Source organism: Microbacterium galbinum (assembly GCF_023101185.1).
Lineage (GTDB): Bacteria > Actinomycetota > Actinomycetes > Actinomycetales > Microbacteriaceae > Microbacterium > Microbacterium galbinum.
In genome coordinates this window covers 1644555-1670805 of record NZ_CP078077.1, presented here as the reverse complement: position 1 = coordinate 1670805, position 26251 = coordinate 1644555, and the positions used below count along the sequence as shown (strand labels likewise).

Genomic DNA, 26251 nt, shown 5'->3' with positions numbered 1-26251 from the left:
ATTCAGTCGACGGCCACGAACCGCACGGCAGCCGGATCGACGCTCACCCGCACCGTGCTCCCGACCGCCAGCCCCCCGGCATCCGCCAGCGGCACGTCGACGACCCCGAGACCGGTCCGCGCGCGCACGCCGGTGAGGGTCTGCTCCAGATCCGTCACGGTGACCGTCCAGGCGTCCGCATCCGCCCGCTCTTCCCCGACCAGGCGCGCATCCTCCGGGCGGAACACCGCGGCCAACGGGACCCCATCGACCGCGGCGAGCGCCCGCGACGCGCCATCCGCACTCGCGAGTCGCACCTCGCCGGCCCTCCAGTCCCCGCCGTCCGCGACGCCGACCAGGCGATTCACCCCGCCGATGCTGGCGACGAAGTCCGACGCCGGCTCGCCCAGCACCTCACGCACCGGTCCGCTCTGCGTGACCCGCCCCGCCTCGATGACGAGCAGCCGGTCGGCGAGCGCCACCGCATCGGCGGCATCGTGGGTGACGGCGACGGTCGTGACGCCAGCGAGCTGCTCGCGCAGCATTCGGCGGATGCCGGCCGCCGTGTCGGGGTCGAGGGCGACGAGCGGCTCGTCGAGCAGCACGGCCTGCGGCGAGGCGGCGAGCGCGCGGGCGACGGCGACGCGCTGGCTCTCGCCGCCCGACAGCTCGTGCGGCATCCGATCGCCGGCGCCGGGGAGGCCGACGCGTTCCAGCCAGGCATCGGCGGATGCCCGGGCCTGGCGAGCCGCGACGCCGGCCGACCGCGGGCCGAAGGCGACGTTCTCGCGCACGGAGAGGTGCGGGAAGAGGCGGGCGTCCTGTCCGAGCAGCACGATTCCGCGGTGCATCGGGGCGACCTGCACGCGGGGCGCGGCGGTGCGGTCGACGACCCGCTCACCGACGGAGATCTCGCCGCCGCCGAGTGGCACGAGCCCGGCGAGCGCCTGCAGCAGCGTCGACTTGCCCGCCCCGCTCGGGCCCATCACCGCGACCGTCTCACCGGCGGCCACGGCGAGGGCGACGTCGACCGCGAAGTGCTCGCGCTCGACGACCACATGCGCCCGCATCGCCGTCATCGCGCCGCCCCCGGCCGCCAGCCCCGCACGAGCAGGAGCACCGCGATCGCGGTCGCGAGCAGCAGCAGCGCGAGGGCCACCGCCGCACCCTGCGAGACGCCCGCACCGTTGAACGCGGTGTAGATCGCCAGCGGCATGGTCTGCGTGACCCCCGGCCGGTTGCCCGCGAAGAGCGCGGTCGCCCCGAACTCGCCGATCGCCCGGGCGAAGCACAGCACGACGCCCGCGACGATGCCGGGAGCCGCGAGGGGGAGGGTGATCCGGCGCAGGATCGTCCAGCGTCCGGCACCGAGCGCGGCGGCCGTGCGTTCGTGATCGACCCCGGCGGCGCGCACGGCTCCCTCGACCGCGAGCACGAGGAACGGCAGGGCGACGAACGACTGCGCCAGCACGACCGCAGGAGTGCTGAACGACAGGCCGAGCCCGCCGAGCCACCCCGCGCGCCCGAAGAGGTAGAGGAGCGCGACGCCGCCGACCATCGGCGGCAGCACGAGCGGCACGGTCACCACGGCGCGCAGCACCGCCGCGACGCGGGGGCCGGAGCGCGCGATGAGCAGGGCGAGCGGCACACCGACGACGATGCAGAGCAGCGTGGCGACGAGTCCCGTGCCGAGCGAGAGAACGAGTGCGGAGCGCGCGGCATCCGAGGTCACGTCGTCGAGGAACGTCGCCCACTCGACCCGCGAGATCAGCGCGATCAGCGGCAGCAGCAGGAAGACGAGCCCGATCGTCGCGGGGATCGCGAGTGTGCGCGGGGCGTACCCCGGCACGCGGGCGGCGCTCACGGCTTCCCGAATCCGAACTCCGCGAGGATGGCCTGTCCGGCATCCGACAGCACGAAGGCGACGAAGGCCTGCGCGGCATCCGGGTTCGGGGCGTCCGCGAGGGCGGCGATCGGATAGTGGTTCACGACGTCGTCGGCGTTGTCGGGCACGACGCCCTCGACGTCGTCACGGCCGATCACATCGGTGGCGTAGACGAGGCCGGCGTCGGCCTCGTCGGTCTCGACCTTCGTGAGCACCGCGGTGACGTTCTGCTCGAGGCTCGCGGCCTCGATCGAAACGCCGGCCGCATCGAGGAGCTTCGCGGATGCCGCACCGCACGGCACCTCGGCCGCGCACAGCACCGTCGTCACGTCGGCGAGATCGGCGAGGTCGGCGATGCCCTTCGGATTGCCGGCGGGAACGGCGATCACGAGGGTGTTCGAGGCGAACAGCTCCGGATCGACGGCGACATCTCCGGCCTTGTCCATGTTGGCCTCGTCGGCCGAGGCGAACACGTCGGCCGGGGCTCCTTCGAGGATCTGCGTCACGAGGGTGGAGGAGCCGTCGTACACCGGCACCACGGTCACGTCGGGGTGCTCGGCCGTGAACGCCGTGGCGATCTCGTCGAACGCGCCCGCCAGCGAGGCCGCGGCGTAGACGGAGACCTCACCGTCGAGGGTGTCGGCCGCGGCATCCGTCGACGATGGGGCGGGCGCCGACGGCGCGGCGTTCGCGCACCCGGCGAGCGCGAGTGCGAGCGCGGCGATGCCGACGGCGGTGGAGCGGCGCAGGGAGCGGTGCATGGTCACCCCTTCGGGACCTCGATGACGACCTGGGTCGCTTTGACGGAGGCGGTGGCGAGCGAGCCGATCTCGAGCCGCAGGTCGCGCGCGGCCTCGGCCGACATGAGCGACACCACCCGGTGGGGCCCGGCCTGGATGTCGACCTGCGCCATCAGCCCCTCGATCTGCACGCGCGTGACGATGCCGACGAAGCGATTGCGGGCGCTCGAGAGGGAGTCGCTCTGCGCGGTCGCCTCGTCGGCGAGCTCGAGCGCGCGGGCGGCGAGGGCATCGCCGGGGATCTCGGCGGGCGTGGAGTCGGTCACGGGCAGCAGACCCTGATCGACCCAGCGGCGCACCGTATCGTCGCTGACCCCGAGAAGCTGGGCGGCTCGTGCGATCCGATACGTCTGCATGGGTTCGAACCTACCGCACATGCGGAGATTATGAACCCAAGAATCCGCACAAACGGATCACAAACCTCTCGCCCGCAACCGATCTCTTCGTGAGGGGTCACAACACGCCGGATGCGGGCCACGAGTCGCGGCGTGTCTTGACCCCTCATGGGCCTCCGGAACGGCGAGCGCACGGCATACCCTGAACCCATGGACCCGCTCGTCGCCCCCGCACCGACCCTCGACCCGACCGAGCTCGTGCGCACCGCGCGTCACGCCGTGCTCGGCGGTATCGGCGAAGAGGGCCAGCGTCGCCTCAACGCCGCGCACGTCGCGGTCGTCGGCGCCGGCGGCCTCGGCTCGCCCGCCCTGCTCGCGCTGGCCGCGGCCGGCATCGGCACCCTCTCCGTGATCGACGACGACGTGGTCGAACTCACGAACCTGCAGCGCCAGCTCGCCCATCGCGTCGACGACATCGGCACCCCGAAGACCGCCTCTGCGGCGCGCGCGATCACGGCCCTCGCCCCGCAGACCTCCGTCGTGCAGATCTCCGAGCGCCTCTCCCCCGACAACGCCGAGAGGCTGCTCGTGGGCGCCGACATCGTCGTCGACACGAGCGACTCCTTCGAGACGCGGCGAGCCGTCGCCGCGGCATCCGAAGTCCTGGGCGTTCCCCTCGTCTGGGGCGCCGTGCAGGAATGGCACGCGCAGGTGACGGTGTTCTGGTCGGATCCGCCCGCATCGGATGCCGTCGTGCTGGCCGACCTCTTCCCGATCGGCACCGAGGGCGAACCGCCCAGCTGCGCGCAGGTCGGCGTGCTCGGCGCGCTGTGCGTGCAGGTCGGCGGGATGCTGGCGGGCGAGGTCGTGAAGCTCATCACGGGTGCCGGCGACCCGCTGCTCGGTCGCCTGGCCGTGATCGACGCCCTCTCGGCGCGGCAACACGAGGTCGCGATCCGCCCCGCGGGCCCGGCGCGCGTCGCGACGGAGGTCACGGCGTGAGCGCCGCACCCGGAGGCCGCCGCACGGTCGAGGAGCAGCTCGCGCGCGTGCTCGACGCGGTGCGTCCGTTGCCGTCCGAGACCCGCGCGATCCGCGACGCCTCCGCCCGCACCCTCGCCGCCGATGCGACCGCCGCGCACGACATCCCGCTCTTCGACAACTCCGCGATGGACGGCTTCGCCGTGCGGTACGCGGATGTCGCGACGGCATCCGCCGATGCCCCCGTCACCCTGCGCGTCGTCGCTGATCTGCCGGCCGGGGTCTCGGACGACCCGGCGCTCGCCCCCGGCGAGGCTGCCCGCATCATGACCGGTTCGCCGGCGCCGACCGACGCCGACGCGATCGTCCCCTTCGAAGACACCACGGGCGGCCTCGCCGACTCTCTCGGCGAGGTGCGGGTGCTGCGCGCGCCGGCGAAGGCGGGCGTGTTCGTCCGACGCCGGGGAGCCGACCTCTCCGCCGGCGACCCCGTCGTGCGGGCCGGCGAACGGCTCGGCGCGTTCCAGCTCGCCGCGGCCGTCGCCGCCGGGATCGCCGAGGTCGCCGTGCGCCGCGCGCCGCGCGTGGCGGTCGTGTCGACCGGCAGCGAGCTGCTCGCCCCCGGCGATGCCGTCGTGCGGGGGCGCATCCCCGATTCGAACGGCCCGCTCCTCGAACAGTTGGTCGGTGGGGCGGATGCCGAGGTGGTGCTGGTCGCCCGCGTGGTCGACGAGGCGGATGCCGTGCGTGCGGTCACGGCCGAAGCGGTCGCCCTCGGCGCCGACGTGATCGTGTTCACGGGCGGTGTGAGCGCCGGAGCCTACGAGCCCGTGCGCGGGGCGTTCGACGGCGGCGGCGAGGTCGAGTTCGCGAGCGTGTCGATGCAGCCCGGCAAGCCGCAGGCGTTCGGCGTGCTCGATTCCGGCACGCTGGTCTTCGGCCTGCCCGGCAATCCGGTGAGCGTCGCGGTGTCGTTCGAGGTGTTCGTGCGGCCGGCGTTGCTGGCGATGCAGGGCCGGGCCGCGATCCACCGGCCGCTCGCATCGCTGACCGCGGATGCCGCGTGGACCACCCCTCCGGGCCGGCGCCAGTATCTTCCGGCCGTCGTCGACCTCGTCGCCGGCACCGTGCGTCCCGCGACCGCAGGAGGCTCCGGCTCGCACCTGGCGGGAGGACTCGCACGGGCGCAGGCGTTCGCGATCGTCCCGGCCGAGGTGGAAGCCGTCGCCGTCGGCGATCGGATCGATGTCATGCTGGTGGAATGAGCTTCACCCACCTGGATGCCGCCGGTCACGCGCACATGGTCGACGTCACTCTCAAGCAGCCGACCGTCCGCACCGCCACCGCTCGGGGATTCGTGCGCTGCAGCACCGACGTGGTCGCCGCCCTGCGAGACGGCACCACCCCGAAGGGCGACGTCATCGCCGTCGCCCGCATCGCCGGTATCCAGGCTGCGAAGTCGACGGCATCCCTGCTGCCCCTCGCCCACGTGATCGGCGTGCACCGGGCGAGCGTCGACCTCGAGATCGTCGACGACGGCGTGCAGATCGAGGCCACCGTCGGCACTGCCGACCGCACCGGCGTCGAGATGGAGGCGCTCACCGCGGTCTCGGTCACGGCGCTCGCGGTCGTCGACATGGTCAAGGGACTCGACCGCTCGGTCGTGATCGAAGACGTGCGCATCACCGCCAAGTCGGGCGGCCGCTCGGGCGACTGGGTGCGGCCCGGCGAGTCCGATCCCGGCGAGGCATCCGCATGACCCGCGTGCGCTACTTCGCCGCCGCCGCCGAAGCCGCGGGGACGGACGCCGAGGAGCGCACCGAGCCCACGTTGGCCGAGCTCCGGGCCGCGGTCGTCGCCGACCACCCGGCACTCGCCGACATCCTGCCGCGCTGCGCCGTGATGGTCGACGGCGTGCGCAGCGATGACGATCGCTCTCTCGACGGGGTCGAGCTCATCGACGTGCTCCCGCCCTTCGCGGGCGGCTGATCGATACTCTCGCGTGGCGATGCGGGCGTGTAGCTTGTGAATGTGCGACCGATCACGCAGAGAACGACGCGGTATCTGTTCCTGGCTGTGGCAGGTGCGGTGAGTGTCGTGGCCGTCACTGGCTGCTCCACCTCGCTCAGCAGTCCTGCACAGACCTCCTCCAGTTCTCCGACGGCCTCCGCGACCGTACCTGCGACCGTGCCCTGGGACGACCCCAGCATTCCGACCGTGGCCATCGAGTTCGAGGTGGACGGCGAGAGACACACCGTGACGGGCGAGATCCCCGATGGTCTGCGGTCGTGCCCGGAGGACGGGATGATCGTGATTGCCGGCAAGTCTCCAGAGGACACTCTCGGGGTGTCCTTCGATGCAGGAGAAGGCGATTCGGCCCACGTCGGCGCGTGGGCGATCAAGGGAGATTACGCCGTCCAAGTTCTCGCCGACGGGGTGGTCGAGTCTGCCCCCGCAGCAGACGGCGGCACGAACTACTCCACGGTCGCGGCAACCGGAAGGGTGTCGGTTCTTCCTCGCGATCCCCAGAAGACGTCGATCGGAGAGTACGACTTCCAGGGATTCGAGCAGCGCGACGGAACCGTATCCTTCACGGTCACCTGTCCGTGACCCTCGCGGCTTCTCGAGATTCGGTGACGAGAACGGAACTCACCTGGACTGAATCAGAATCCGGTCCGGGGTGTCACCCGATCGCTAAGGGGTGACGTCGTTCACACCAGGGCAGATGTCGCCGAGTTCAGCGAGTGCAGTGGTGGTGGCCTCATCGGCGGCTGCGATGTCGGCGGTCAGAGTTCCATCCGCCCATGTGTCGGGATCCTCGTGAGCTCTCTCCCAGATCGGGATGAACCGTGCAGCGGCGTCACGCACGGCGAGAACGGCGTCTTTCACCTCGGTGTCATCGAGCTTCGCCGCAACGGCGGCCAGCTTCTCATCGGCCCCGGTGTGGAACGAGAGCATCGTGGACGGGCCGTAGGTGGTGAGGCCATCTGCACTCTCAGCGAGCTGGGCGGTGTACTCCGGGAGCTCGTCGACGACGATCTGGCAGGACGCCTCTCTCTGGGAAGCGTCGGATTCGTCTGCCGTCTCAGCCGTCGTGCCGACGCACCCGGAGAGCGGAAGTGTGGCCAGCAGAGCGACGCTGGCGAAAACGCGGGTCTTCATGATGTCCATCCTTACGAGGGCTGGGGGAGGTCAGCCGCCGATGCCCTTCCACGACGAGGTGCCGTCGGACTCGTGCTGGCGCTTCCACACCGGAAGGTCGCGCTTGATCGCCTCGATGATCTCGCGGCATACGGCGAAGGCCTCGGCCCGGTGCGCGGATGCCACCGCGATCACGACGGCGGCGTCCCCCACGGCCAGCTGACCGATGCGGTGGCTGACCGCGACGAGTGCGCCGGCCCCGCCCTCGGCCTCCGCGGCGATACGCCGCAGGGTGACGGTGGCGTCGGGGTGGGCGCTGTACTCGAGTCCGATCACCGGGGTGTCGGCATCCGGGTCGTTGTCGCGCACGCGCCCGACGAAGGTCGTCACCGCGCCGAGCCGCGGGTCGTCGACCGCGGCGAGGTGCGCGTCGAGGTCGAGCGGGTGCTCGACGATCGCGGCGATGCGGACGTCGTTCATCCGTGGTCCCCGCCGGCGAGCTGGTCGACGATGTGCGCGGCGACGGTGAGCACGATCGGGATGCCGGACGAGACGGCGTTCGTGGAGCCGGGCAGGTTCACCACGAGCGCGCCGAACGGGTCGACGACGCCGGCGAGGCCCCGCGACAGCACCGACTTCGGGGTGTCGGCGAGACCGTGACGACGCAGCTCCTCGGCGAGCCCGGGAAGCTCGCGCGTGATCACCGGACGAGTGCCCTCGGGCGTCTCGTCGCGCGGAGCGATCCCCGTGCCGCCGGTCGTGACGATCAGCTTCACACCGCGGGCCAGCGCGCGACGTAGAGCGTCGGAGACGGAGTCGGCGCCATCGGCGACGATCTCGGCATCCGGGCAGTGCCATCCCGCTTCGCGGAGCAGCCCGACGGCGATGGGGCCGCCGCGATCCTCGCGCTCTCCCGCGAACGATCGGTCGGACACGGTGATCACACAGGCGGAGGGCGAGGTCATGCGTCCACCCTAGGACGCGCCGGGGCCACCCGCACCGATCAGTTGACCCGCACGAGCGAGCGCTGCCAGCCCGATGAGCCGTTCGGCGCGATCGGCGCGCGCTCCTCGATCTGCGTGTCGCCGTTCTTGTTGATCGCCCGCACCGCCACGTAGTGGGTGCCCGGGGTCGCGTCCCATTCCATGAACCACTGCACCCAGGTGTCGTCGTTGATGGCCTTCGACAGCGTCACCGGAGTCCATTCGCCGTTGTCGATGCTGACCTCGACCCGGTCGATGCCCACCGACTGCGCCCAGGCGACCCCGGCGATCGGAATGCGTCCGGCCTCGACCGCCTCGCCGAGCTTCGGGGTGTCGACGCGCGACGAGAACTTGATCGGCGCCTCGGCGCTGTACCCGCGCGGGGTCCAGTAGGCCTCGTCATCGGCGAAGGTGGTGACCTTGAGCTCGGTGAGCCACTTCGTCGCCGAGACGTAGCCGTAGAGACCCGGCACGACCATGCGCACCGGGAACCCGTGCTCGAGCGGCAGCGGCTCGCCGTTCATCGCCACCGCGAGGATCGCGTCGAGGTTGTCGTCGGTCAGCGACGCCAACGGCGTGCTGGCGGTGTAGCCGTCGACGCTGCGCGAGAGAACCATGTCGGCACCGGACTTCACGCCGGCCTTCGCGAGCACGTCGCGGATCGGCACGCCGAGCCACTTCGCGTTGCCGACGAGTTCGCCGCCGACCTCGTTCGACACGCAGGTCAGGGTGATGACGTACTCGTCGAGCCCCATGTCGAGCAGATCCTGGAAGCTCATCTCGACCCGCTCATCGACCATTCCGTCGATCACGAGGCGCCAGGTGTCGGGGTCGATCGTCGGAACGGTGAGCGCCGTGTCGACCCGGTAGAAGTCCTCGTTCGGGGTGAAGAGCGGGCTGATCCCCGGCACGTCGAGCTCGGCGCCGTCGGGGATGGTGACGGTGCTGTTGGGGGTGGGCAGCTTCAACGCCTTGCGGATGCTCTCCACCGACGAGACGGTCATACTCACCGCGCGCGATGCCACCCCGACGACGACGGCCGAGATGCCGGCGATCGCGGCGAGGCCGAAGAACCCGCGACGGCTGACGCCGACCTTCGTGTCGGCGGGAGCGAGGTCGGTGGGAGACGGCTTGGTGATCGGGGGCGTCGAGGGGTCGACGGCGGGCTTCTTCGCCGCGGCCGGGGCCAGGGCGGCCTCGCGCCAGCGGCGCAGGCGGCGGATCAGCAGCACGAGGATGACGGTGCCCGCGACCGTGCCGAGCACGGGAGGCAGGAAGGCCAGGGGCGTCACCCCGGCGCGCGTCACGATCGCCGCGGTCGACAGCACTCCGGCGATGCCGAGTGCGATCACGCCGAGCGGGGCGCGCACGAGCTGCAGGATGCCGGCGATCGCCGAGGCGATGACCACCGCCAGTCCGAGACCGGCGAGCAGGGCGATCTTGTCGTACTCGCCGAAGGTCGCGATCGCGAACTCCTTGAACGGCTGCGGCACGATGTCGATGACGAACCCGCCGACGGCCAGCACCGGGCTCGCCGCGCGGGCGACGAGCAGGGCGAACAGCTCGGCGACGGCGAGGAACACCGCGCCGCTGATCAGGCCCGCCAGCGCCGCCCACGCGATGAACCGCTTTCCACTACGCCGATCGGCCATGATGCCCTCCTCGTCCACCGGTGACGGTGCTCGCCGGTTCTTCGGAGCGGACGACCGATCGGATGGCGCCGAGGCTACACCTCGACGATGCGCGGCGGGGGAGGCGGGGCGAGCTGGCGCTTCGGCACCCCGTGCGCCTCGCGGTGCAGCCGCTCCATCCGGGTGTCGAGTTCGGCGGCGGCCTCGGCCGCATCGCTCAGGCTGTCGACGAGATGCGAGGGCACCTGGTTCGAGAACTTGTAGTAGATCTTGTGCTCGAGGCTGGCCCAGAAGTCCATTGCGATCGTGCGGAACTGCACCTCCACCGGCACCGACAGCGCACCGGTCGAGAGGAACACCGGCACCTCGATGATCGCGTGCAGGCTCTTGTATCCGTTGGGCTTGGGCGTGGCGATGTAGTCCTTCACGACCCGCACGGTGATGTCGTCCTGCGCGGTGAGCAGATCGAACAGCCGGTAGACGTCGGCGACGAAGCTGCACGTGACGCGGACGCCCGCGATGTCGGTGATCTCGGAGCGGATGAGCTCGAAGTCGGGTTCGTCGATGCCCTTGCGCGCGAGCTTCTCGACGATGCTGTCGGGAGACTTCAGCCGGCTCTTGACGTGCTCGATCGGGTTGTACGCGTGGTCGTGGGTGAACTCGTCGCGCAGGATCGAGATCTTCGTCTCGACCTCGCGCATGCCGAACTCGTACTCGCGCAGGAACCGCTGGAACTGGTCCCGCAGGGCCTTGGTCTCCTGGATCGAGATCTCATCGACGGGGAGGGTGGTCATGATGTCGACGTTATCCACCCGTGATCGGAAACGGCTGTGCATCCGTCCGTCCGCCGCGTCGTTGGCATCGATCGGTGGCAAATGTCGGTCATGGGGCGGGTAAACAAGCATTTCGCACCGATCGATGCAGTATCGATCGAGGGGAGAGGTGGATGCTGCGGCACGGTTCCGCCGCGTGAGGATTTCGTGAGGGCGCCCGCCCGGGCCGTAGGGATTCCGTGAGGATGCCGTCAGGATGCCGTTCGGCAGGAGTAGTGTCGCCGGACGTGTCGGAAGAATTGAGAGAGGGCGGCGATGCGCCGGCGGTCAAGCGCATCCTCATCGGCGAACCCCTGACGAGCGCCCAGGTCGACGACCAGTTGCTGCCGAAGCGCATGGCCCTGCCGATCTTCGCGTCGGACGCCCTCAGCTCGGTCGCCTACGCCCCGCAGGAACTCGTGATGATCCTGCTGATCGGCGGGCTCACGTTCCTCTCCTTCACCCCGCTCGTCGCGGTGGCGGTCGTGGTGCTGCTGATCGTGGTCGTGCTCAGTTATCGCCAGCTCATCAAGGCGTATCCCTCGGGCGGCGGCGACTACGAGGTCGCCTCGAAGAACCTGGGCGAGATCCCCGGCGTGATCGTGGCGGCCGCCCTGCTCGTCGACTACGTGCTGACGGTCGCGGTGTCGGTCGCCTCCGGTGTCGACAACATCATCTCGGCGCTGCCCGGCCTCGACCCGTTCCGCGTGGAGCTGGCGGTCGGGTTCGTGATCCTCATCATCATCGTGAACCTGCGCGGAGTGCGCGAGGCATCCCTCGTCTTCGCGATCCCCACCTACGTCTTCATCGGCTCGGTCGGGTTGATGATCGTGACCGGACTGGTGCGCACGTTCCTCGGCGATGCGCCGGTCGCCTCCAGTGCCGACTTCTCGGTGCAGGCCGAGAACCTCAGCCAGGCCGCGGTGATCCTGCTGATCCTTCGCGCCTTCTCGAGCGGATGCTCCGCCCTCACCGGCGTCGAGGCCGTGTCGAACGGAGTGCCCGCCTTCCGCGCGCCGAAGGTACGCAACGCGCAGTCCACCCTGGTGCTCATGGGCACGATCGCCATCTGCCTGTTCTCCGGCCTCACCGCCCTCGCGCTCATCACCGGCGTGCACTACGCCGAGAACCCCTGCGATCTCATCGGGTTCGACTGCACGAACCCGCAACCCAGCCTCATGGCGCAGATCGCTTCCGCGACGTTCGGCGGTGGAAGCATCCTGTTCTTCGTCGTGCAGGCCGCCACCGCGTGCGTGCTGCTGCTCGCGGCCAACACCGCGTTCAACGGATTCCCGCTGCTGGGCGCCGTGCTCGCCCGCGACGGCTACGCCCCGAAGTCGCTCAACACCCGCGGCGACCGCCTGGTGTTCTCGAACGGCATGATCCTGCTGGGCATCGCCGCGATCGTCGTGCTCGTGGTGTTCCAGGCGAAGCTGACGACGCTGATCCAGCTGTACATCATCGGCGTGTTCGTGTCGTTCTCGCTCGGGCAGATCGGCATGGTGCGGCACTGGCGGCGCGTGCTGCGCGGGCACGGTGCGGCGTCTCACGACGGGGGCGCGGCATCCGATCGCCGATCCGCCCGCGTGGGCCTGGTGATCAACTCGGCCGGCGCGACGCTCACCGTGCTGGTGCTCCTCATCGTCACGATCACGAAGTTCACGCACGGCGCGTACCTGGTGTTCTTCGCCATCCCGATCCTGGCGTTCCTCATGCTCGGCGTGAAGCGGTACTACCGCGACGTCGACCACGAGATCGCGATCGACGACACGACGCGGTTCGGGGCATCCGGCGACGTCGCCATCGTGCTCGTCAACCACCTGCAGAAGCCGGTCATGAAGGCCATCGACTACGCGATCGCCGCGAAGCACGACAAGACCCTGGCCGTGCACGTGGCCGTCTCGGCGGATGCCGCCGCCGCCGTGCAGAAGGACTGGAAGGATCACCTCGTGCCGATCCCGCTGGTGATCGTCGAGTCGCCGTACCGGTCGTTCGCGCAGCCGGTCACGCAGTTCATCACGCAGTACCGCGAGAAGCACGGCTCGTCGGTGGTGACCGTCTACCTGCCGCAGTACATCGTCGGGCACTGGTGGGAATCGTTCCTGCACAACCGCCGCGCCCGCCGCCTCGCGAACCAGCTCATGCTGGTGCACGGCGTCTCGATCACGCTCGTGCCGTGGCTGCTCGACTCGTCGGAGCTCATCTACGGCCGTCGCTCCCGCCCGCTGCCCGGGCAGGAGCGAGCCGGTCGCCCGGTCGCCCCGGTGGTCGTCTCGGGCCGTCGCGCGCACCGGCCGGAGGGTCCGCCGCAGGAGTAGCGCCTCGCGTCGGCGGGCCGGCCGCTATCGTGAGTGCATGACCCGTCGTCGGCGCCGCATCCGCAAACGCCCGTATCGCACACCCGGTCTGTGGCTGATCTGGATCGGAAGCCTGCTCATCCTGGCGTCCGTCCCGCAGTTCTTCTTCGGAATCCCGGTATCGGACGGTTTCGCGCCCGCCGGGCTGAGCCTCGGGCCACTGACCCTCATCGCCGGCGTCATCCTCTACTTCTCCCAGCGGCCCGGTCGCGGCGATGGAACCTTCGACGACAGCGCGACCTTCCGGTGGACCGACATCTCGCAGCCATGAGCGCCGCCGATTCGGACATCACCGACGGTCGGGGCCAGGCACTGGGCGCCATCGCCCGCAACAGCGCCGACCACCCGATCGAAGCCTTCATCGATCGCGAGGTGGTGTCGTGGCATCCGCCCTATGCGCGGAAGGTCGCGGCTCTACGCGCCGCGATGGAACCCGAGGCACGCGCGCGATGGGAGTCCACCGTGGCCGAGAAGATCCGGTCGAATCCCGGGGCGCGCGACGAGCTCGCCCCGTCACCCTGGCGGAACTCCCTGCGCGTGATCGGCGTCGTCGCGGCGGCGGCGACCCCGGCGGGCATCCTGGCAGGGCTCGGGCTGGGCCGCGGCAGCACAGTGCTCGATCCGGCGACAGGCGCCGTGGTGATCGCCGTGGCCGGAACCATCGCCGTCGGCGCACTCGGCGGCTCTCTGGTCCGCCCCGCCCGGATGGGTGTACCGAGTCGATTCGCGGCCGGAGCACTCTGGATCGCGACGGTCGGCACCCTCGGCTCCGTCGTCGCACTGCAGCTGCGCCGCAGCCAGTGGGCGGACGACACCTTCGCCTGGTGGTGCGTCGCGGTCGCCGCAGGAGTCCTCGGCCTCGCCCTCGCCCTCGCGGTGGGCGTCTCGCGAAGGCGCACGGCTGCCGGCGATCGCTTCACCGACCGAGACGCGGATCACCTCCGCCGTGGCGTCCTGCAGTCCGTCCTCGACGAAACGGAAGGCGCGATCGTCGATGCGTGGGGGAGGGTAGACGCGGCTACCCGCGCCTCGATCGAACGCGAGCGCGATACCGCACTGGACTCCGTGCTCGAGCGCGACCCGAGCGCGATCGACGCGGCGTGGATGCGTGCGGTGCCCCCGGGCATCCGCGGACTCCCCCACGCGGTCGACGAGATCCACAGCTCGATGCACCTCGGGGCAGCACAGCTCGCTGATCGTGAAGCCGGCGGACGATACGGGCATTTTGTCACCATGGCGCGCCGCGAGCACTGACGGTTTCAGGCCACCAGCAGCAGCGCCAGTACCGCCACCGCGACGGTCGGGATCGCCGCGATCGTGCCCCACATCATGAACAGGCCCCAACGGATCTCGACGCCGAGAGCGGCGATTCGGTGGTGCCACAGCAGGGTCGCGAGCGATGCCCACGGCGTGATGAGCGGACCGAGGTTCACTCCGATCAGCAGTGCCATGAGCGCGACGGGGTCGCCGGCCGCCGGCTCGAGCACGAGATAGGCCGGCAGGTTGTTGATCGCGTTGGCGCTGACCGCGCCGAGAGCGGCGAGACGGAAGAGGTCGCCAGGACCGTCGCCGGCGATCGGGGTCGTCAGGAAGTCCAGGATGCCGCGGGCATGGAGCGTCTCGACGATCACGAACAGCGCGGCGGCGAGCGCGAGCGCCTGCCACGGCACGAGACCGAGCCGCAGTGCACGCCGCCGGCGTACGGCGAACAGCACGATCAGGGCGAGGGCGGCGACGGATGCCGGAATCCAGACGTCGTGCGACAGGGCGAGCAGCGGCATGAGCACGACCAGGATGCCGGTGGCCGACCAGAAGAGCACGGGATCGGCCGAGCGGCGCGGCGGCGGCACCTCGTAGGCGGCGAACAGAGTGCGCCGATGCACGAGGGTGAGGATCGCCACCGGGATCAGGATGCCGACGAGCGTGGGCGCCCAGCTCAGCGCGAAGAACGTCCCGGGACCGCCCATCTGCGACGCTGCGAGCAGGTTCGTGAGATTCGACACCGGCAGAGCCAGCGATGCGGTGTTCGCGAGCCACACGGTCGCCAGCGCGAAGGGGATCGGCGGCACCCCGATGCTCTGCGCCAGCACCACCACCACGGGCGTGACGATCACGGCGGTCGTGTCGAGCGAAAGGAACACCGTGCTCACCACGGCGAGCGCGATCACGAGCCCCCAGAGCAACAGAACCCGGCCGCGACCCCAGCGGGCGAGGCGCTGGGCGACCACGTCGAACACGGCGGCGTCGCGGGCGAGCTCGGCGACGATCGTGATCGCGACCACGAACCCGAGAACAGGGGCGATGCGCGCGCCGAGCGCCCCGGCATCCGCCCCCGGCAGGATGCCGGTGAGCACGCACACGACCGCGACCGCGACGAGCCCGCCGACGATCCACGTGCCGGCCCCGAGTCGCCGCGTCTTGTCTCCCACCTCGTGAGCATAGATCTCCCGAGCCCCGGAGGAGCGGATGCCGTGAGCAAGGCGCATGCATCGGCGCGAGCACCGTACGGGAACCGTGAGGATCGTCGAATGCCCGGCGCCCGCGGAGTTGTATCGGTGACGTGCTCGACATCCTCTACCTCGCGCTGACTCTCGCGCTGTTCGCCCTCGTCTCGTTCGCCGCGAAGGGGGTGGAGAAGCTGTGATCGTCTTCGAGATCATCGCCGCGGCCCTCGCTGCCGCGGCCGTCGTCTACCTCGTGATCGCCCTCGTCGCGGCGGAGCGCATCTGATGGGCGCCGAGATCTGGTTCGGCGTGCTGCAGGCCGCCGTCCTCATCGTCGCCCTCGTGCTGCTCTACCGCCCGCTCGGCGATTACATCGCGCACGTCTTCACGAGCCCGCGCGACGCCCGCGTCGAGCGCGGCGTGTACCGCGTGATCGGCGTCGACCCGGCATCCGAGCAGACCTGGCGGGCCTACGCCCGCAGTGTGCTGGCGTTCTCGGTCGTGGGTCTGCTGCTCGTCTACGGACTGCAGCGGCTGCAGGCGTTCCTGCCCGAGTCGCTCGGCCTGCCCGCCGTGCCCGAGGGCCTCGCGTTCAACACCGCGGCGTCGTTCGTGGCCAACACCAACTGGCAGTCGTACTCGCCCGAGCAGACCATGGGCTACACCGTGCAGCTCGCAGGTCTCACGGTGCAGAACTTCGTGTCGGCGGCGGTGGGCCTCGCGGTCGCGGTCGCGCTGATCCGCGGCATCGCCCGCCGCGGCTCGACCACGATCGGCAACTTCTGGGTCGACCTCATCCGCGGACTCGGACGCCTGCTGCTGCCGATCTCGATCCTCGCGGCGCTCGCCCTGCTCGCGGGCGGTGTCGTGCAGAACTTCGCCGGCTTCACCGACATCACCACGGTCGCGGGGAACCCGCAGACGATTCCAGGCGGACCCGTCGCCTCGCAGGAGGCCATCAAGCTGCTCGGCACGAACGGCGGCGGCTTCTTCAACGCCAACTCCGCGCACCCCTTCGAGAACCCCACCGGGTTCACCAACCTGCTGCAGATCCTGCTGATCCTCGCGATCCCGTTCGCGCTCCCCCGCACGTTCGGCCGCATGGTGGGCGACCACCGCCAGGGCTACGCGATCGCCGCCGTGATGGGCACGATCTTCCTCGTCTCGACGTTCGCGCTCTCGGCCCTCGAACTCGCCGGCCGCGGCACCGCCCCCGAGCTCGCCGGAGCCGCGATGGAGGGCAAGGAGGTGCGCTTCGGCATCCTGGGCTCGACCCTGTTCGGCAGCGCGAGCACCCTCACCTCCACCGGTGCGGTCAACTCCATGCACGACTCGTACACGGCGCTCGGCGGCATGATGCCGATGCTCAACATGATGCTCGGCGAGGTCGCCCCCGGTGGCGTCGGATCGGGTCTCTACGGAATGCTCGTCCTCGCGATCCTCGCCGTCTTCGTCGGCGGGCTGCTCGTGGGCCGCACGCCCGAGTACCTCGGCAAGCGCATCGGCCCGAAGGAGATCAAGCTCGCGAGCCTGTACATCCTCGTCACGCCGACCCTCGTGCTCCTCGGCACGGCGCTGAGCTTCGCGATCCCCGGCATCCGGGCGGACGTCGAGGCCACCAGCATCCTGAACCCCGGTGTGCACGGCATGAGCGAGGTGCTCTACGCGTTCACGTCGGCGGCGAACAACAACGGCTCGGCGTTCGCCGGTCTCACCGCCAACACCCCGTGGTTCAACACCGCGCTCGGCGTGGCGATGCTGCTCGGGCGCTTCCTGCCGATCGTTCTCGTGCTCGCCCTGGCAGGTTCCTTCGCCGCGCAGGAGAAGGTGCCCGAGACCGTCGGCACCCTGCCCACCCACCGGCCGCAGTTCGTCGGCCTGCTCCTCGCCGTGACGGTCATCGTCACCGCGCTCACCTACTTCCCGGTGCTCACCCTGGGCCCGCTCGCCGAAGGACTCGTCTGACCATGACACTCATCACCACTCGAGAAGCGGATGCCGCGGCATCCGCCCCGTCCACCGAGAAGGCGCCGCGCACGTTCGGCTGGCCGCAGCTCGCCGCCGCCCTGCCCGGTGCGCTGCGCAAGCTCAATCCGACCGCCCTCGTGCGCAACCCCGTGATGCTGATCGTCTGGGTCGGCGCCGCGTTCACGACCGTGCTCGCGATCGCCGAGCCGTTCCTCGGCGGCCCCGGAGAGTCGGGCGGCACCCCCGTGCCCGCGCCGTTCACCGCCGGGATCGCCGTGTGGCTGTGGCTCACCGTGCTCTTCGCGAACGTCGCCGAGTCGGTCGCCGAGGGCCGCGGCAAGGCGCAGGCCGCGAGCCTGCGCAAGACCCGCACGAGCACCATGGCGCGACGGGTTCTCGCGGGGGGCCCTTCGACAGGCTCAGGGACCCAGCTTCTCGACGCGGAGACGGCGACCGAGAGCGTCTCGTCGGCCGAACTGCAGCGCGACGACCTCGTGATCGTCGAGGCGGGCGAGCTCATCCCGGGCGACGGCGACATCGTCGCGGGCATCGCGACCGTCGACGAGTCGGCGATCACGGGCGAGAGCGCCCCGGTGATCCGCGAGTCGGGCGGCGATCGCAGCGCCGTCACCGGCGGTACGCGCGTGCTGTCCGACCGGATCGTCGTGCGCATCACCTCCCAGCCGGGCGAGACGTTCGTCGACCGCATGATCGCACTCGTCGAGGGTGCGAGCCGTCAGCGCACTCCCAACGAGATCGCGCTGAACATCCTGCTCGCGAGCCTGTCGATCGTGTTCGTGATCGTCGTGCTCGCCCTCAACCCGATCGCGTCGTACGCGGCGTCGCCGGTCAGCATCCCGGTGCTCATCGCCCTGCTCGTGTGCCTCATCCCGACGACGATCGGCGCGCTGCTCTCGGCCATCGGCATCGCCGGCATGGACCGCCTCGTGCGGCGCAACGTGCTCGCGATGTCGGGCCGCGCGGTCGAAGCCGCCGGAGACGTCACCACGCTCCTCCTCGACAAGACCGGAACGATCACCTACGGCAACCGCCGCGCCCACGAGGTGCTGCCGCTGCCCGGCGTCGACGCCGACGAACTGCTGCGCGTCGCCGCTCTCGCCTCGCTCGCCGACCCCACGCCCGAGGGCGCGTCGATCGTCGATCTGGCGGCGAGCCGCGGCATCCGCATCGACGAGCAGACGGATGCCGTCGTCGTGCCGTTCACGGCGCAGACGCGCATGAGCGGCCTCGACCTCGCCGACGGCACGCAGATCCGCAAGGGCGCCGGCTCCGCGGTGCGGGCGTGGCTGAGTGGGGACCCTTCGACAGGCTCAGGGACCCAGCTCTTGGACGAGCTGACGGATGCCGTCGCCTCCAGCGGCGGCACGCCCCTCGTCGTCGCGGTGAAGGGCCCGTCGACAGGCCCAGGGACCGGCAAGGAGGAGATCCTCGGCGTCGTGCACCTGAAGGACATCGTCAAGGACGGCCTGCGCGAGCGGTTCGACGAGCTGCGCAGCATGGGCATCCGCACCGTCATGATCACGGGTGACAACCCGCTCACCGCGAAGGCGATCGCCGCCGAGGCCGGGGTCGACGACTTCCTCGCCGAGGCGACCCCCGAGGACAAGCTCGCCCTCATCCGGCGCGAGCAGGAGGGCGGGCGCCTCGTCGCGATGACCGGCGACGGCACGAACGACGCCCCGGCACTCGCGCAGGCCGACGTCGGCGTGGCGATGAACACGGGCACATCGGCAGCGAAGGAGGCCGGCAACATGGTCGACCTCGACTCCGACCCGACCAAGCTCATCGACATCGTGCGCATCGGCAAGCAGCTGCTCATCACGCGCGGCGCCCTCACCACGTTCTCGCTCGCGAACGACATCGCCAAGTACTTCGCCATCATCCCGGCGATGTTCATGGGCGTCTTCCCCGGCCTCGCGGTGCTCAACGTCATGCAACTGCACTCCCCGGCATCCGCCGTGACCAGCGCGATCATCTTCAACGCGATCGTGATCGTGTTCCTCATCCCGCTGGCGCTGCGCGGGGTGAAGTACCGCCCGGCGAGCGCCTCGCAGATCCTGCAGCGCAACCTGCTCGTCTACGGGCTCGGCGGCGTGATCGCCCCGTTCATCGGCATCAAGCTGATCGACCTCGTCGTCAGCCTCCTCCCCGGCTTCTAGCCGTCCGCCCTTCGTCTCGTCGCTCCGCTCCTCGCTCAGGAACCGGTTCCTGAGCGAGCGGAGCGAGACGAAGGGCCACCACAAGACTCTCCGAAAGGCCCCTCATGTCGTCCACCCGCACCACCGTCCGTACCGCGGGCGTCGCCGTCCGCGCGATGCTCGTCCTCACCCTCGTGCTCGGCGTCGGATACACGCTCGTCGTCACCGGCATCGGCCAGCTGATCCTGCCCGCGCAGGCGAACGGTTCGCACCTCGCCGACGACAGGGGCAGCGCGCTGATCGGCCAGTCCTTTACGGATGCCGACGGCGACGCGCTTCCCGAGTACTTCCAGTCCCGCCCTTCGGCCGCCGGCGACGGCTACGACGGCGCGGCCTCCAGCGGCAGCAACCTCGGCCCCGAGAACGCCGACCTGATCGCCGCGATCGAGGAGCGCACAGCCACCATCGCCGAGCGCGAGGGCGTCAGCCCCGCCGAGGTGCCGGCCGATGCGGTGACGGCATCCGGCTCGGGACTCGACCCGCACATCAGCGTCGCGTACGCCCTGCTGCAGGTGCCGCGCGTGGCGGCAGCGCGCGACCTCGACGAGGGCACGGTGCGCCAGCTCGTGGAGTCTAGGATTCAAGGGCGGGATCTGGGATTCCTCGGCGAAGAGCGCATCAACGTCGCCGAACTCAATCTCGCGCTCGATGAGCGGGAGGGCGAATGACACGAGAGCGGCGGGGCCGTCTCCGCGTTCTCCTCGGCGCGGCCCCCGGCGTCGGCAAGACCTTCGAGATGCTCGCCGAGGGGCGACGCCTGCTCGACGACGGCCGCGATGTCGTGATCGCGGTCGTCGAGACCCACGGCCGTGCCGCGACCCTCGCCCAGACGATCGGTCTGCCCGAGGTGCCGCGGCGCACCACCGAGCACCGGGGCATCGCGCTCACCGAGCTCGACGTCGACGCCGTGATCGCCCGCCGGCCCGAGATCGCCCTGGTCGACGAGCTCGCGCACACGAACGTTCCGGGTTCGCGGCATCCGAAACGCTGGCAGGACGTCGAGGCGATCCGGGATGCCGGGATCGACGTCGTCACGACCGTGAACGTGCAGCACATCGAGTCGCTCAACGCGGTGGTCGAGAAGATCACCGGCATCGCGCAGCAGGAGACGATCCCGGATGCCGTGGTGCGGGCCGCGGACGAGATCGAGGTCGTCGACCTGGCCCCGCAGACCCTCCGCGACCGCCTCTCGGCGGGTCTGGTCTACCCGGCCGAGCGCATCGACGCCGCTCTCTCGAACTACTTCCGGCTGGGCAACCTCACGGCGCTGCGCGAACTGGCCCTGCTGTGGCTCGCCGACGAGGTCGACAGCGCCCTGCGCAGCTACCGCGCCGAGCAGGGCATCGAAGGCACCTGGCAGGCCCGCGAGCGCGTGGTCGTGGCGTTGACCGGAGGCCCCGAGGGCGAGACCCTGCTGCGTCGCGGCGCCCGCATCGCCGCCCGTTCGGCGGGCGGCGAACTGCTCGCGGTGCACATCTCCACGCAGGACGGCCTGCGCGACGAGACCCCCGGCGCACTCGCGGCGCAGCGTGCGCTGGTCGAGTCGCTCGGCGGCAGCTTCCACCAGATCATCGGCGACGACATCCCCGGCGCCCTCGTCGAATTCGCGCAGGGAGCGGATGCCACGCAGCTCGTCATCGGCGTGAGCCGGCGCGGACGGCTGATGGCGGCACTGACCGGACCGGGCATCGGGTCCGAGGTCATCCGCCGCTCGGGCGACATCGACGTGCACATCGTCACGCACGCCGCGGCGGGCGGACGCATCGCCCTCCCCCGGATCACCGGCGGGGCGCTCGGCTGGCGACGGCAACTGCTCGGCTTCGCGGTCGCGCTCGCCTTCGGGCCGCTGCTGTCGTGGATCATGTTCGCGTTCCGCAGCCCCGAGTCGATCACCTCCGAGGTGCTCGCGTATCAACTGCTCGTGGTCGTGGTGGCCCTGATCGGCGGCATCCGTCCCGCCGTGTTCGCGGCCGTGCTGTCGGGCATCACCCTCGACTTCCTCTTCGTCGCGCCGCTGTTCACGATCACCGTCGCGCACCCCCTGCACGTGCTCGCCCTCGCCCTCTACGTCGTGATCGCGATCCTCGTGAGCATCATCGTCGACCAGGCCGCCCGCCGTGCCCGCACCGCCAAGCGAGCGACCGCCGAGGCCGAACTGCTCGCGGCCGTCGCCGGCAACGTGCTGCGCGGGGACAATGCCGTGCTGGCGATGGTCAGCCGCACGCGCGAGGCGTTCGGGCTGAGCGGCGTGCGACTGCTCACGGCCGAGGGCGAGGTGCTGGCCAGCGACGGCGAGCCGCTCGCCGACGGTCGCACCACGACGGTCGAGGTCGGCGCCTCGCACGCCGTGCTCGAACTCAGCGGCGATGCGCTGGACGCCCCGGCCCGGCGCCTGCTCGATGCGATCGTGGCGCAGCTCTCGGCCGCGATCGAGCACACCGGGCTGCGCGAGACGGCGAAGGAGGCCGCCGCACTGGCCGAGACCGACCAGGTGCGCAGCGCCCTGCTCTCGGCGCTCAGCCACGATCTGCGCCGCCCGCTCGCCTCGGCGGTCGCGGCGATCGGCGGACTGCGCGGAGCCCACGACCTCTCGCCCGACGACCGCGCCGAGCTGCTCGCCACGGCCGACGAGAGTCTCGCGACCCTGTCGACCCTCGTCACCGACCTGCTCGACGTCAGCCGGGTCGAAGCGGGCGTGCTCGCGGTCTCGTCGACGCGCCTCGATGCCACCGGCCCCGTCCTCGCCGCGGTCGACGAACTCGGTCTCGGGCCGGCCGACGTCGAGCTCGCCCTGGATCCGGCTCTCCCCGCCCTGCAGGCCGACCCGGTGCTGCTGCAGCGCGTGATCGTGAACGTGCTCGCGAACGCGCACCGCCACTCCCCCGCCGGAACCCGCGTGCTCGTGTCGACGAGCGCCCTGGGCGAGCGGGCCGAGATCCGCATCATCGACCGCGGCGAGGGCGTGCCGGTGGAGCGGCGCGACAGCATCTTCCAGCCGTTCCAGCGCTTCGGCGACACCGACAACACGACCGGCCTGGGTCTCGGACTCGCCCTGTCGCGCGGTTTCGCCGAGGGCATGGGCGGTAGCCTGACTCCCGAGGACACCCCCGGGGGCGGCCTCACGATGGTCATCTCACTGCCGCTGGCCGGCGCCGACACGGAGGACACGGAGTGAAGCTCCTCATCGCCGACGACGATCCGCAGATGGTGCGGGCGCTGCGCATCACGCTCGCCGCGCACGGATACGAGGTGGTCGTCGCGGCCGACGGTGCCGCCGCGGTCGCCGCCGCCGCCCAGACCCACCCCGACCTCATCATGCTCGACCTCGGCATGCCGCGACTCGACGGCATCGAGGTGATCCAGGCCCTGCGCGGCTGGACGAACGTGCCCATCATCGTCGTCTCGGGACGCACGGGCTCAGCCGACAAGGTCGAGGCGCTGGATGCCGGGGCCGACGACTTCGTCACCAAGCCGTTCCAGGTCGACGAGCTCCTCGCCCGCCTGCGGGCGCTGTCGCGGCGCGCGGTTCCGGCCGGCGGCGAGTCGACCGTGGCGTTCGGCGACGTGGTCGTCGACCTCGCGACCAAGACCGTCACGCGCGGCGGATCGCGCGTGCACCTCACCCCGACGGAGTGGCGGATGCTCGAGCATCTGTCGCGGCATCCGGGAGCCCTCGTCACCCGCCAGGACCTGCTGAAGGAGATCTGGGGCAGCGAGCAGGTCTCCGACTCCGGCTACCTGCGGCTGTACATGTCGCAGCTGCGCAAGAAGCTCGAGCAGGAGCCCAGCGCGCCCGTGCACCTGCTGACCGAGTCGGGGATGGGCTACCGCCTCGTCGTCTGAGCCGCGTTATCGCGGGGTGACGGTCACCTGAACCTCGTCGCCGATGTCCTTGCCGAGTGCCTTGCGAACCTTCGCGCTCAGCGAGACCATGTGACCGCCGGTTCCCGTGACCATCGCACCGACGTTCTCCAGGATGAGGTCGTCGACCACGGCATCGACCCTGACGGTCTTCCCCGTGCCGAAGAACTCGGCCGAATCCGGGATCTCGACGCAACTCCACGTCTCGCCCTTGACGTCGACGCCGATCGCCGTGGTGAATGTCTTCTTCTCGGTGGCCATGCGCACACGATACCGAAGTGATGTCTCAGCGAGCCGCCCGCCCCCGCACGACCCCGATCACGCCCGCGAGCACGAGCACGACGGCGACCACGAGGGCCGCGATGCCGGTCGGCACGCTCTCCGGGGCGTCGGTGAAGCGTCCGACGGCGAGCCAGACGAGGCCCCATGCCGTCGCGAGCGCCGGGGCGATGCGGCCGGTCACGAGTGCCGCCGCGACACCGATGACCGCCACCACCACGAGCACGGCGACGGCCCAGACATCCGCCTGATCCGCCCAGTCCGCCGGGGCGATCTGGGTGAACCACGCCGCGGTGTTCGCCACCGTCGCGATCGTGACCCAGCCGAAGTGCAGGCCGTTGGCGCCGTCGGTGAGGATGCGGTCGGCGAGGTTCTTCGCGGGGAACCGCCCGAGGAGCACGATCACCCGGGCGAGCACCGCCACCAGCAGCGCGATCACGATCACCGTGAGCCACAGCGTCAGGAACCGCGCGGTCACCAACCAGAGGCCGTTCAGCACCATCGATGCGGCGATCCATCCGCCGACGGCCTGTTGCCGAGCATCCGCCCGTTGCGCGGGCAGCGCCTGCCACACCGTGTACGCGAGCAGGCCGATGTAGATCAGCGACCAGATCGAGAACGCGGGGCCGGCGGGCGCGAGGTACGACCCCTGCGCCGAGAGTGCGCCGTCCTGCAGATCGTCGACGGATGCTCCGCCGAACGCTCCGGCGCCGACGGCGGCCGCGATCAGCATGAAGGATGCCGCGGCGATGATCAGGCTCTGTCGGGCGATGCCCTTCGTCTGTGACTCCATGCCCCGGACGATACCGAGGGGTCGGCGCCGCCGCAGGGGCCTTGACTCTCGCCTGGCAATTGTCTAGCCTGGCTAGCGAATTGGGCCGGCCGCACTGCGCTTCGAGAATCGGCCGGATTCAGGCCGCAACCGCCGCGTCGATCAGCACCTCGGCGGCACCCCGCGCCTGAGCCGCGACCGCCGCGTCGCCCGAGATGGCCGCCGTGCTCTGTGCACCCTCGGCGAGGATCGACAGCTGCGCGGCGAGGAGGGGCGAGGCGCCCGTGCTCGCGACCAGGCCCGACATGTACTCCTGGAACGACGCCTTGTGCGAGCGCACGATCTCGGCGACCTCGGGATTCGTGCCGCCGAGCTCGCCGAACGCGTTGATGAACGCGCAGCCGCGGAAGTCGTCGGTGCAGAACCAGTCCTCGAGGTACCCGTAGACGGCGAGCAGGCGGGCGCGAGGGTCGCCCCCGGCATCCGTCACGGCGGCCGTCAGGCCGGACTCCCACTCGCCGTGCTTGCGCTCGAGCACCGCCGCGACGATGTCGTTCTTCGCGGGGAAGAGACCGTAGAGGCGGCGCAGCGACACGCCGGCGGACTGGCGCAGCTCGTCCATGCCGACGGCCGCGTATCCCTTGCGGTAGTAGAGCTCCTCGGCGGCGGAGAGGATGCGTTCGCGTGCCTCGTCTTCGGTCATGCGAGAAGTCTACTTGACATGAGAACGATCGTTCTCTAGATTGATCACATCAGGCGAGAACGATCGTTCTCACCGAACCGAAAGGATCAGGATCATGGGTTACATCACCGTCGGGAACGAGAACAGCACCCCGATCGAGCTCTACTACGAAGACCAGGGTTCGGGTCAGCCCGTCGTGCTGATCCACGGCTACCCGCTCGACGGCCACAGCTGGGAGCGCCAGACCCGCGAACTCCTCGCCCAGGGCTACCGCGTCATCACGTACGACCGCCGCGGCTTCGGCGGATCGTCGAAGGTCAACGCCGGCTACGACTACGACACCTTCGCCGCCGACCTCAACACCGTGCTCGAGACCCTCGACCTGCGCGACGTCGTGCTCGTCGGCTTCTCGATGGGCACCGGAGAGCTCGCCCGCTACGTCAGCCGCTACGGCTCCGACCGCGTCGCGAAGCTCGCCTTCCTCGCCTCGCTCGAGCCCTTCCTCGTGCAGCGCGACGACAACCCCGAGGGCGTGCCGCAGGATGTCTTCGACGGCATCGAGGCCGCTGCCAAGGGCGACCGCTTCGCCTGGTTCACGCAGTTCTACAACGACTTCTACAACCTCGACGAGAACCTCGGATCGCGCATCAGCCAGGAGGCCGTCACCGGCAGCTGGAACGTCGCGATCGGCAGCGCGCCTGTCGCCGCCTACGCCGTCGTCTCGTCGTGGATCGAGGACTTCCGCGCCGACGTCGAGGCCGTGGCCGCCGCCGCGAAGCCCACGCTGATCCTGCACGGCACGAAGGACAACATCCTCCCGATCGACGCCACCGCCCGCCGCTTCCACCAGGCGGTTCCCGCGGCCGAGTACGTCGAGGTCGAGGGCGCCCCGCACGGCCTCCTCTGGACCCACGCCGACGAGGTCAACGCGGCGCTGAAGGACTTCCTCGCGAAGTAACCCCGCCTCACGGCATCCGTCCGGCCCAGCGAAAGTCCCGCCGCCCATCCGGGTGGCGGGACTTCTGCATCGATCGGTGCGAAACGTCGGTTCTGGACCGCCATATCCGACATTTCGCACCGATCAGTGCGCTTGTGGGGCGGCCTCGCGAACTCAGCCTCGCG

General features: G+C 70.5%; 28 protein-coding genes. 15 read left to right on the top strand and 13 right to left on the bottom strand.

Going from position 1 to position 26251, the window contains the following annotated elements; translation table 11 throughout:
- Positions 1 to 2: 2 nt before the first annotated feature.
- The 4 genes from KV396_RS08255 to KV396_RS08240 are packed head-to-tail and all read right to left on the bottom strand — an operon-like array spanning position 3 to position 3020.
- Positions 3 to 1058, bottom strand: coding sequence for an ABC transporter ATP-binding protein (locus KV396_RS08255; protein ID WP_247957497.1), 1056 nt, complete (start codon positions 1056 to 1058; stop codon positions 3 to 5).
- Positions 1055 to 1843: a molybdate ABC transporter permease subunit gene (gene modB / locus KV396_RS08250; RefSeq protein WP_247957496.1), complete on the bottom strand. Its 789-nt coding sequence runs from the start codon at positions 1841 to 1843 to the stop codon at positions 1055 to 1057. The genes KV396_RS08255 and modB overlap by 4 nt, the downstream gene beginning before the upstream one ends.
- On the bottom strand, positions 1840 to 2625 hold the full coding sequence (gene modA / locus KV396_RS08245) for a molybdate ABC transporter substrate-binding protein (protein WP_247957495.1): 786 nt from the start codon (positions 2623 to 2625) through the stop codon (positions 1840 to 1842). Before modA ends, modB begins: the two co-directional genes overlap by 4 nt.
- Positions 2626 to 2627: 2 nt before the next feature.
- The gene (locus KV396_RS08240) at positions 2628 to 3020 is read right to left on the bottom strand and encodes a TOBE domain-containing protein (protein WP_247957494.1); all 393 of its coding nucleotides are present in this window, start codon (positions 3018 to 3020) and stop codon (positions 2628 to 2630) included.
- 189 nt (positions 3021 to 3209) lie between these two features.
- Here KV396_RS08240 and KV396_RS08235 point away from each other — a divergent pair, with 189 nt between their 5' ends.
- The 5 genes from KV396_RS08235 (at position 3210) to KV396_RS08215 (ending at position 6590) form a co-directional block, all read left to right on the top strand.
- Entirely contained in the window at positions 3210 to 4001 is a 792-nt protein-coding gene (locus tag KV396_RS08235) for a HesA/MoeB/ThiF family protein (protein WP_247957493.1), read from the top strand.
- Positions 3998 to 5245, top strand: a complete 1248-nt coding sequence (locus KV396_RS08230) for a molybdopterin molybdotransferase MoeA (protein ID WP_247957492.1) — start codon at positions 3998 to 4000, stop codon at positions 5243 to 5245. The genes KV396_RS08235 and KV396_RS08230 overlap by 4 nt, the downstream gene beginning before the upstream one ends.
- A complete protein-coding gene (moaC, locus tag KV396_RS08225; protein ID WP_247623708.1) occupies positions 5242 to 5739 on the top strand; it encodes a cyclic pyranopterin monophosphate synthase MoaC in 498 nt (165 codons plus the stop codon). The genes KV396_RS08230 and moaC overlap by 4 nt, the downstream gene beginning before the upstream one ends.
- Positions 5736 to 5969: a MoaD/ThiS family protein gene (locus KV396_RS08220; protein ID WP_247623709.1), complete on the top strand. Its 234-nt coding sequence runs from the start codon at positions 5736 to 5738 to the stop codon at positions 5967 to 5969. The genes moaC and KV396_RS08220 overlap by 4 nt, the downstream gene beginning before the upstream one ends.
- 228 nt (positions 5970 to 6197) lie before the next feature.
- Positions 6198 to 6590, top strand: a complete 393-nt coding sequence (locus KV396_RS08215) for a hypothetical protein (protein ID WP_247633141.1) — start codon at positions 6198 to 6200, stop codon at positions 6588 to 6590.
- An 84-nt stretch (positions 6591 to 6674) separates the two neighbouring features.
- Here KV396_RS08215 and KV396_RS08210 read toward each other — a convergent pair whose 3' ends face one another.
- From KV396_RS08210 to KV396_RS08190, 5 genes are all read right to left on the bottom strand, one after another.
- The gene (locus tag KV396_RS08210) at positions 6675 to 7151 is read right to left on the bottom strand and encodes a hypothetical protein (RefSeq protein ID WP_247957491.1); all 477 of its coding nucleotides are present in this window, start codon (positions 7149 to 7151) and stop codon (positions 6675 to 6677) included.
- A 21-nt stretch (positions 7152 to 7172) separates the two neighbouring features.
- Positions 7173 to 7601 (bottom strand): molybdenum cofactor biosynthesis protein MoaE, encoded by a 429-nt coding sequence (locus KV396_RS08205; protein WP_247957490.1) that lies wholly within the window; start codon positions 7599 to 7601, stop codon positions 7173 to 7175.
- A complete protein-coding gene (locus KV396_RS08200; RefSeq protein ID WP_247633144.1) occupies positions 7598 to 8086 on the bottom strand; it encodes a MogA/MoaB family molybdenum cofactor biosynthesis protein in 489 nt (162 codons plus the stop codon). The genes KV396_RS08205 and KV396_RS08200 overlap by 4 nt, the downstream gene beginning before the upstream one ends.
- A gap of 38 nt (positions 8087 to 8124) precedes the next feature.
- Positions 8125 to 9756 (bottom strand): molybdopterin-dependent oxidoreductase, encoded by a 1632-nt coding sequence (locus KV396_RS08195; RefSeq protein ID WP_247957489.1) that lies wholly within the window; start codon positions 9754 to 9756, stop codon positions 8125 to 8127.
- 74 nt (positions 9757 to 9830) lie between these two features.
- Complete coding sequence (locus KV396_RS08190) at positions 9831 to 10529, bottom strand: GTP pyrophosphokinase (protein WP_247623715.1); 699 nt, start codon at positions 10527 to 10529, stop codon at positions 9831 to 9833.
- Between the two features lie 224 nt (positions 10530 to 10753).
- Here KV396_RS08190 and KV396_RS08185 point away from each other — a divergent pair, with 224 nt between their 5' ends.
- Genes KV396_RS08185 through KV396_RS08175 form a run of 3 tightly spaced genes read left to right on the top strand, consistent with a single transcriptional unit; the run spans position 10754 to position 14158 of the window.
- Positions 10754 to 12865 (top strand): APC family permease, encoded by a 2112-nt coding sequence (locus KV396_RS08185; RefSeq protein WP_407665596.1) that lies wholly within the window; start codon positions 10754 to 10756, stop codon positions 12863 to 12865.
- Between the two features lie 37 nt (positions 12866 to 12902).
- The gene (locus KV396_RS08180) at positions 12903 to 13175 is read left to right on the top strand and encodes a hypothetical protein (RefSeq protein ID WP_247633147.1); all 273 of its coding nucleotides are present in this window, start codon (positions 12903 to 12905) and stop codon (positions 13173 to 13175) included.
- Positions 13172 to 14158 carry a serine/threonine-protein kinase gene (locus tag KV396_RS08175; RefSeq protein ID WP_247633148.1) on the top strand — a complete coding sequence of 329 codons (987 nt, stop codon included), beginning with the start codon at positions 13172 to 13174 and terminating at the stop codon, positions 14156 to 14158. The genes KV396_RS08180 and KV396_RS08175 overlap by 4 nt, the downstream gene beginning before the upstream one ends.
- A gap of 5 nt (positions 14159 to 14163) precedes the next feature.
- Here KV396_RS08175 and KV396_RS08170 read toward each other — a convergent pair whose 3' ends face one another.
- Entirely contained in the window at positions 14164 to 15333 is a 1170-nt protein-coding gene (locus tag KV396_RS08170; RefSeq protein ID WP_247957487.1) for an SLC13 family permease, read from the bottom strand.
- Positions 15334 to 15544: 211 nt separating this feature from the next.
- On the opposite strand from KV396_RS08170, the gene KV396_RS08165 reads away from it, so the two are divergent.
- The 6 genes from KV396_RS08165 (at position 15545) to KV396_RS08140 (ending at position 23378) form a co-directional block, all read left to right on the top strand.
- The gene (locus KV396_RS08165; RefSeq protein WP_247623718.1) at positions 15545 to 15634 is read left to right on the top strand and encodes a potassium-transporting ATPase subunit F; all 90 of its coding nucleotides are present in this window, start codon (positions 15545 to 15547) and stop codon (positions 15632 to 15634) included.
- Positions 15634 to 17313 (top strand): potassium-transporting ATPase subunit KdpA, encoded by a 1680-nt coding sequence (gene kdpA, locus KV396_RS08160; RefSeq protein WP_247623719.1) that lies wholly within the window; start codon positions 15634 to 15636, stop codon positions 17311 to 17313. The genes KV396_RS08165 and kdpA overlap by 1 nt, the downstream gene beginning before the upstream one ends.
- A gap of 2 nt (positions 17314 to 17315) precedes the next feature.
- Positions 17316 to 19496, top strand: a complete 2181-nt coding sequence (gene kdpB / locus KV396_RS08155) for a potassium-transporting ATPase subunit KdpB (RefSeq protein WP_247957486.1) — start codon at positions 17316 to 17318, stop codon at positions 19494 to 19496.
- A 104-nt stretch (positions 19497 to 19600) separates the two neighbouring features.
- Complete coding sequence (gene kdpC / locus KV396_RS08150; protein ID WP_247957485.1) at positions 19601 to 20203, top strand: potassium-transporting ATPase subunit KdpC; 603 nt, start codon at positions 19601 to 19603, stop codon at positions 20201 to 20203.
- Positions 20200 to 22710 (top strand): ATP-binding protein, encoded by a 2511-nt coding sequence (locus KV396_RS08145; protein ID WP_247957484.1) that lies wholly within the window; start codon positions 20200 to 20202, stop codon positions 22708 to 22710. Before kdpC ends, KV396_RS08145 begins: the two co-directional genes overlap by 4 nt.
- On the top strand, positions 22707 to 23378 hold the full coding sequence (locus tag KV396_RS08140) for a response regulator (RefSeq protein WP_282185384.1): 672 nt from the start codon (positions 22707 to 22709) through the stop codon (positions 23376 to 23378). Before KV396_RS08145 ends, KV396_RS08140 begins: the two co-directional genes overlap by 4 nt.
- Positions 23379 to 23384: 6 nt before the next feature.
- Here the strand turns inward: KV396_RS08140 and KV396_RS08135 are convergent, their stop codons facing one another.
- From KV396_RS08135 to KV396_RS08125, 3 genes are all read right to left on the bottom strand, one after another.
- The gene (locus KV396_RS08135) at positions 23385 to 23657 is read right to left on the bottom strand and encodes a DUF1905 domain-containing protein (RefSeq protein ID WP_247623723.1); all 273 of its coding nucleotides are present in this window, start codon (positions 23655 to 23657) and stop codon (positions 23385 to 23387) included.
- 25 nt (positions 23658 to 23682) lie between these two features.
- Entirely contained in the window at positions 23683 to 24468 is a 786-nt protein-coding gene (locus tag KV396_RS08130) for a tryptophan-rich sensory protein (RefSeq protein WP_247957483.1), read from the bottom strand.
- A gap of 118 nt (positions 24469 to 24586) precedes the next feature.
- Positions 24587 to 25150, bottom strand: a complete 564-nt coding sequence (locus KV396_RS08125) for a TetR/AcrR family transcriptional regulator (protein ID WP_247623725.1) — start codon at positions 25148 to 25150, stop codon at positions 24587 to 24589.
- 94 nt (positions 25151 to 25244) lie between these two features.
- Between KV396_RS08125 and KV396_RS08120 the strand changes: the two genes are divergently transcribed.
- The gene (locus KV396_RS08120) at positions 25245 to 26087 is read left to right on the top strand and encodes an alpha/beta fold hydrolase (RefSeq protein ID WP_247633154.1); all 843 of its coding nucleotides are present in this window, start codon (positions 25245 to 25247) and stop codon (positions 26085 to 26087) included.
- The last annotated feature ends 164 nt before the right edge of the window (positions 26088 to 26251 follow it).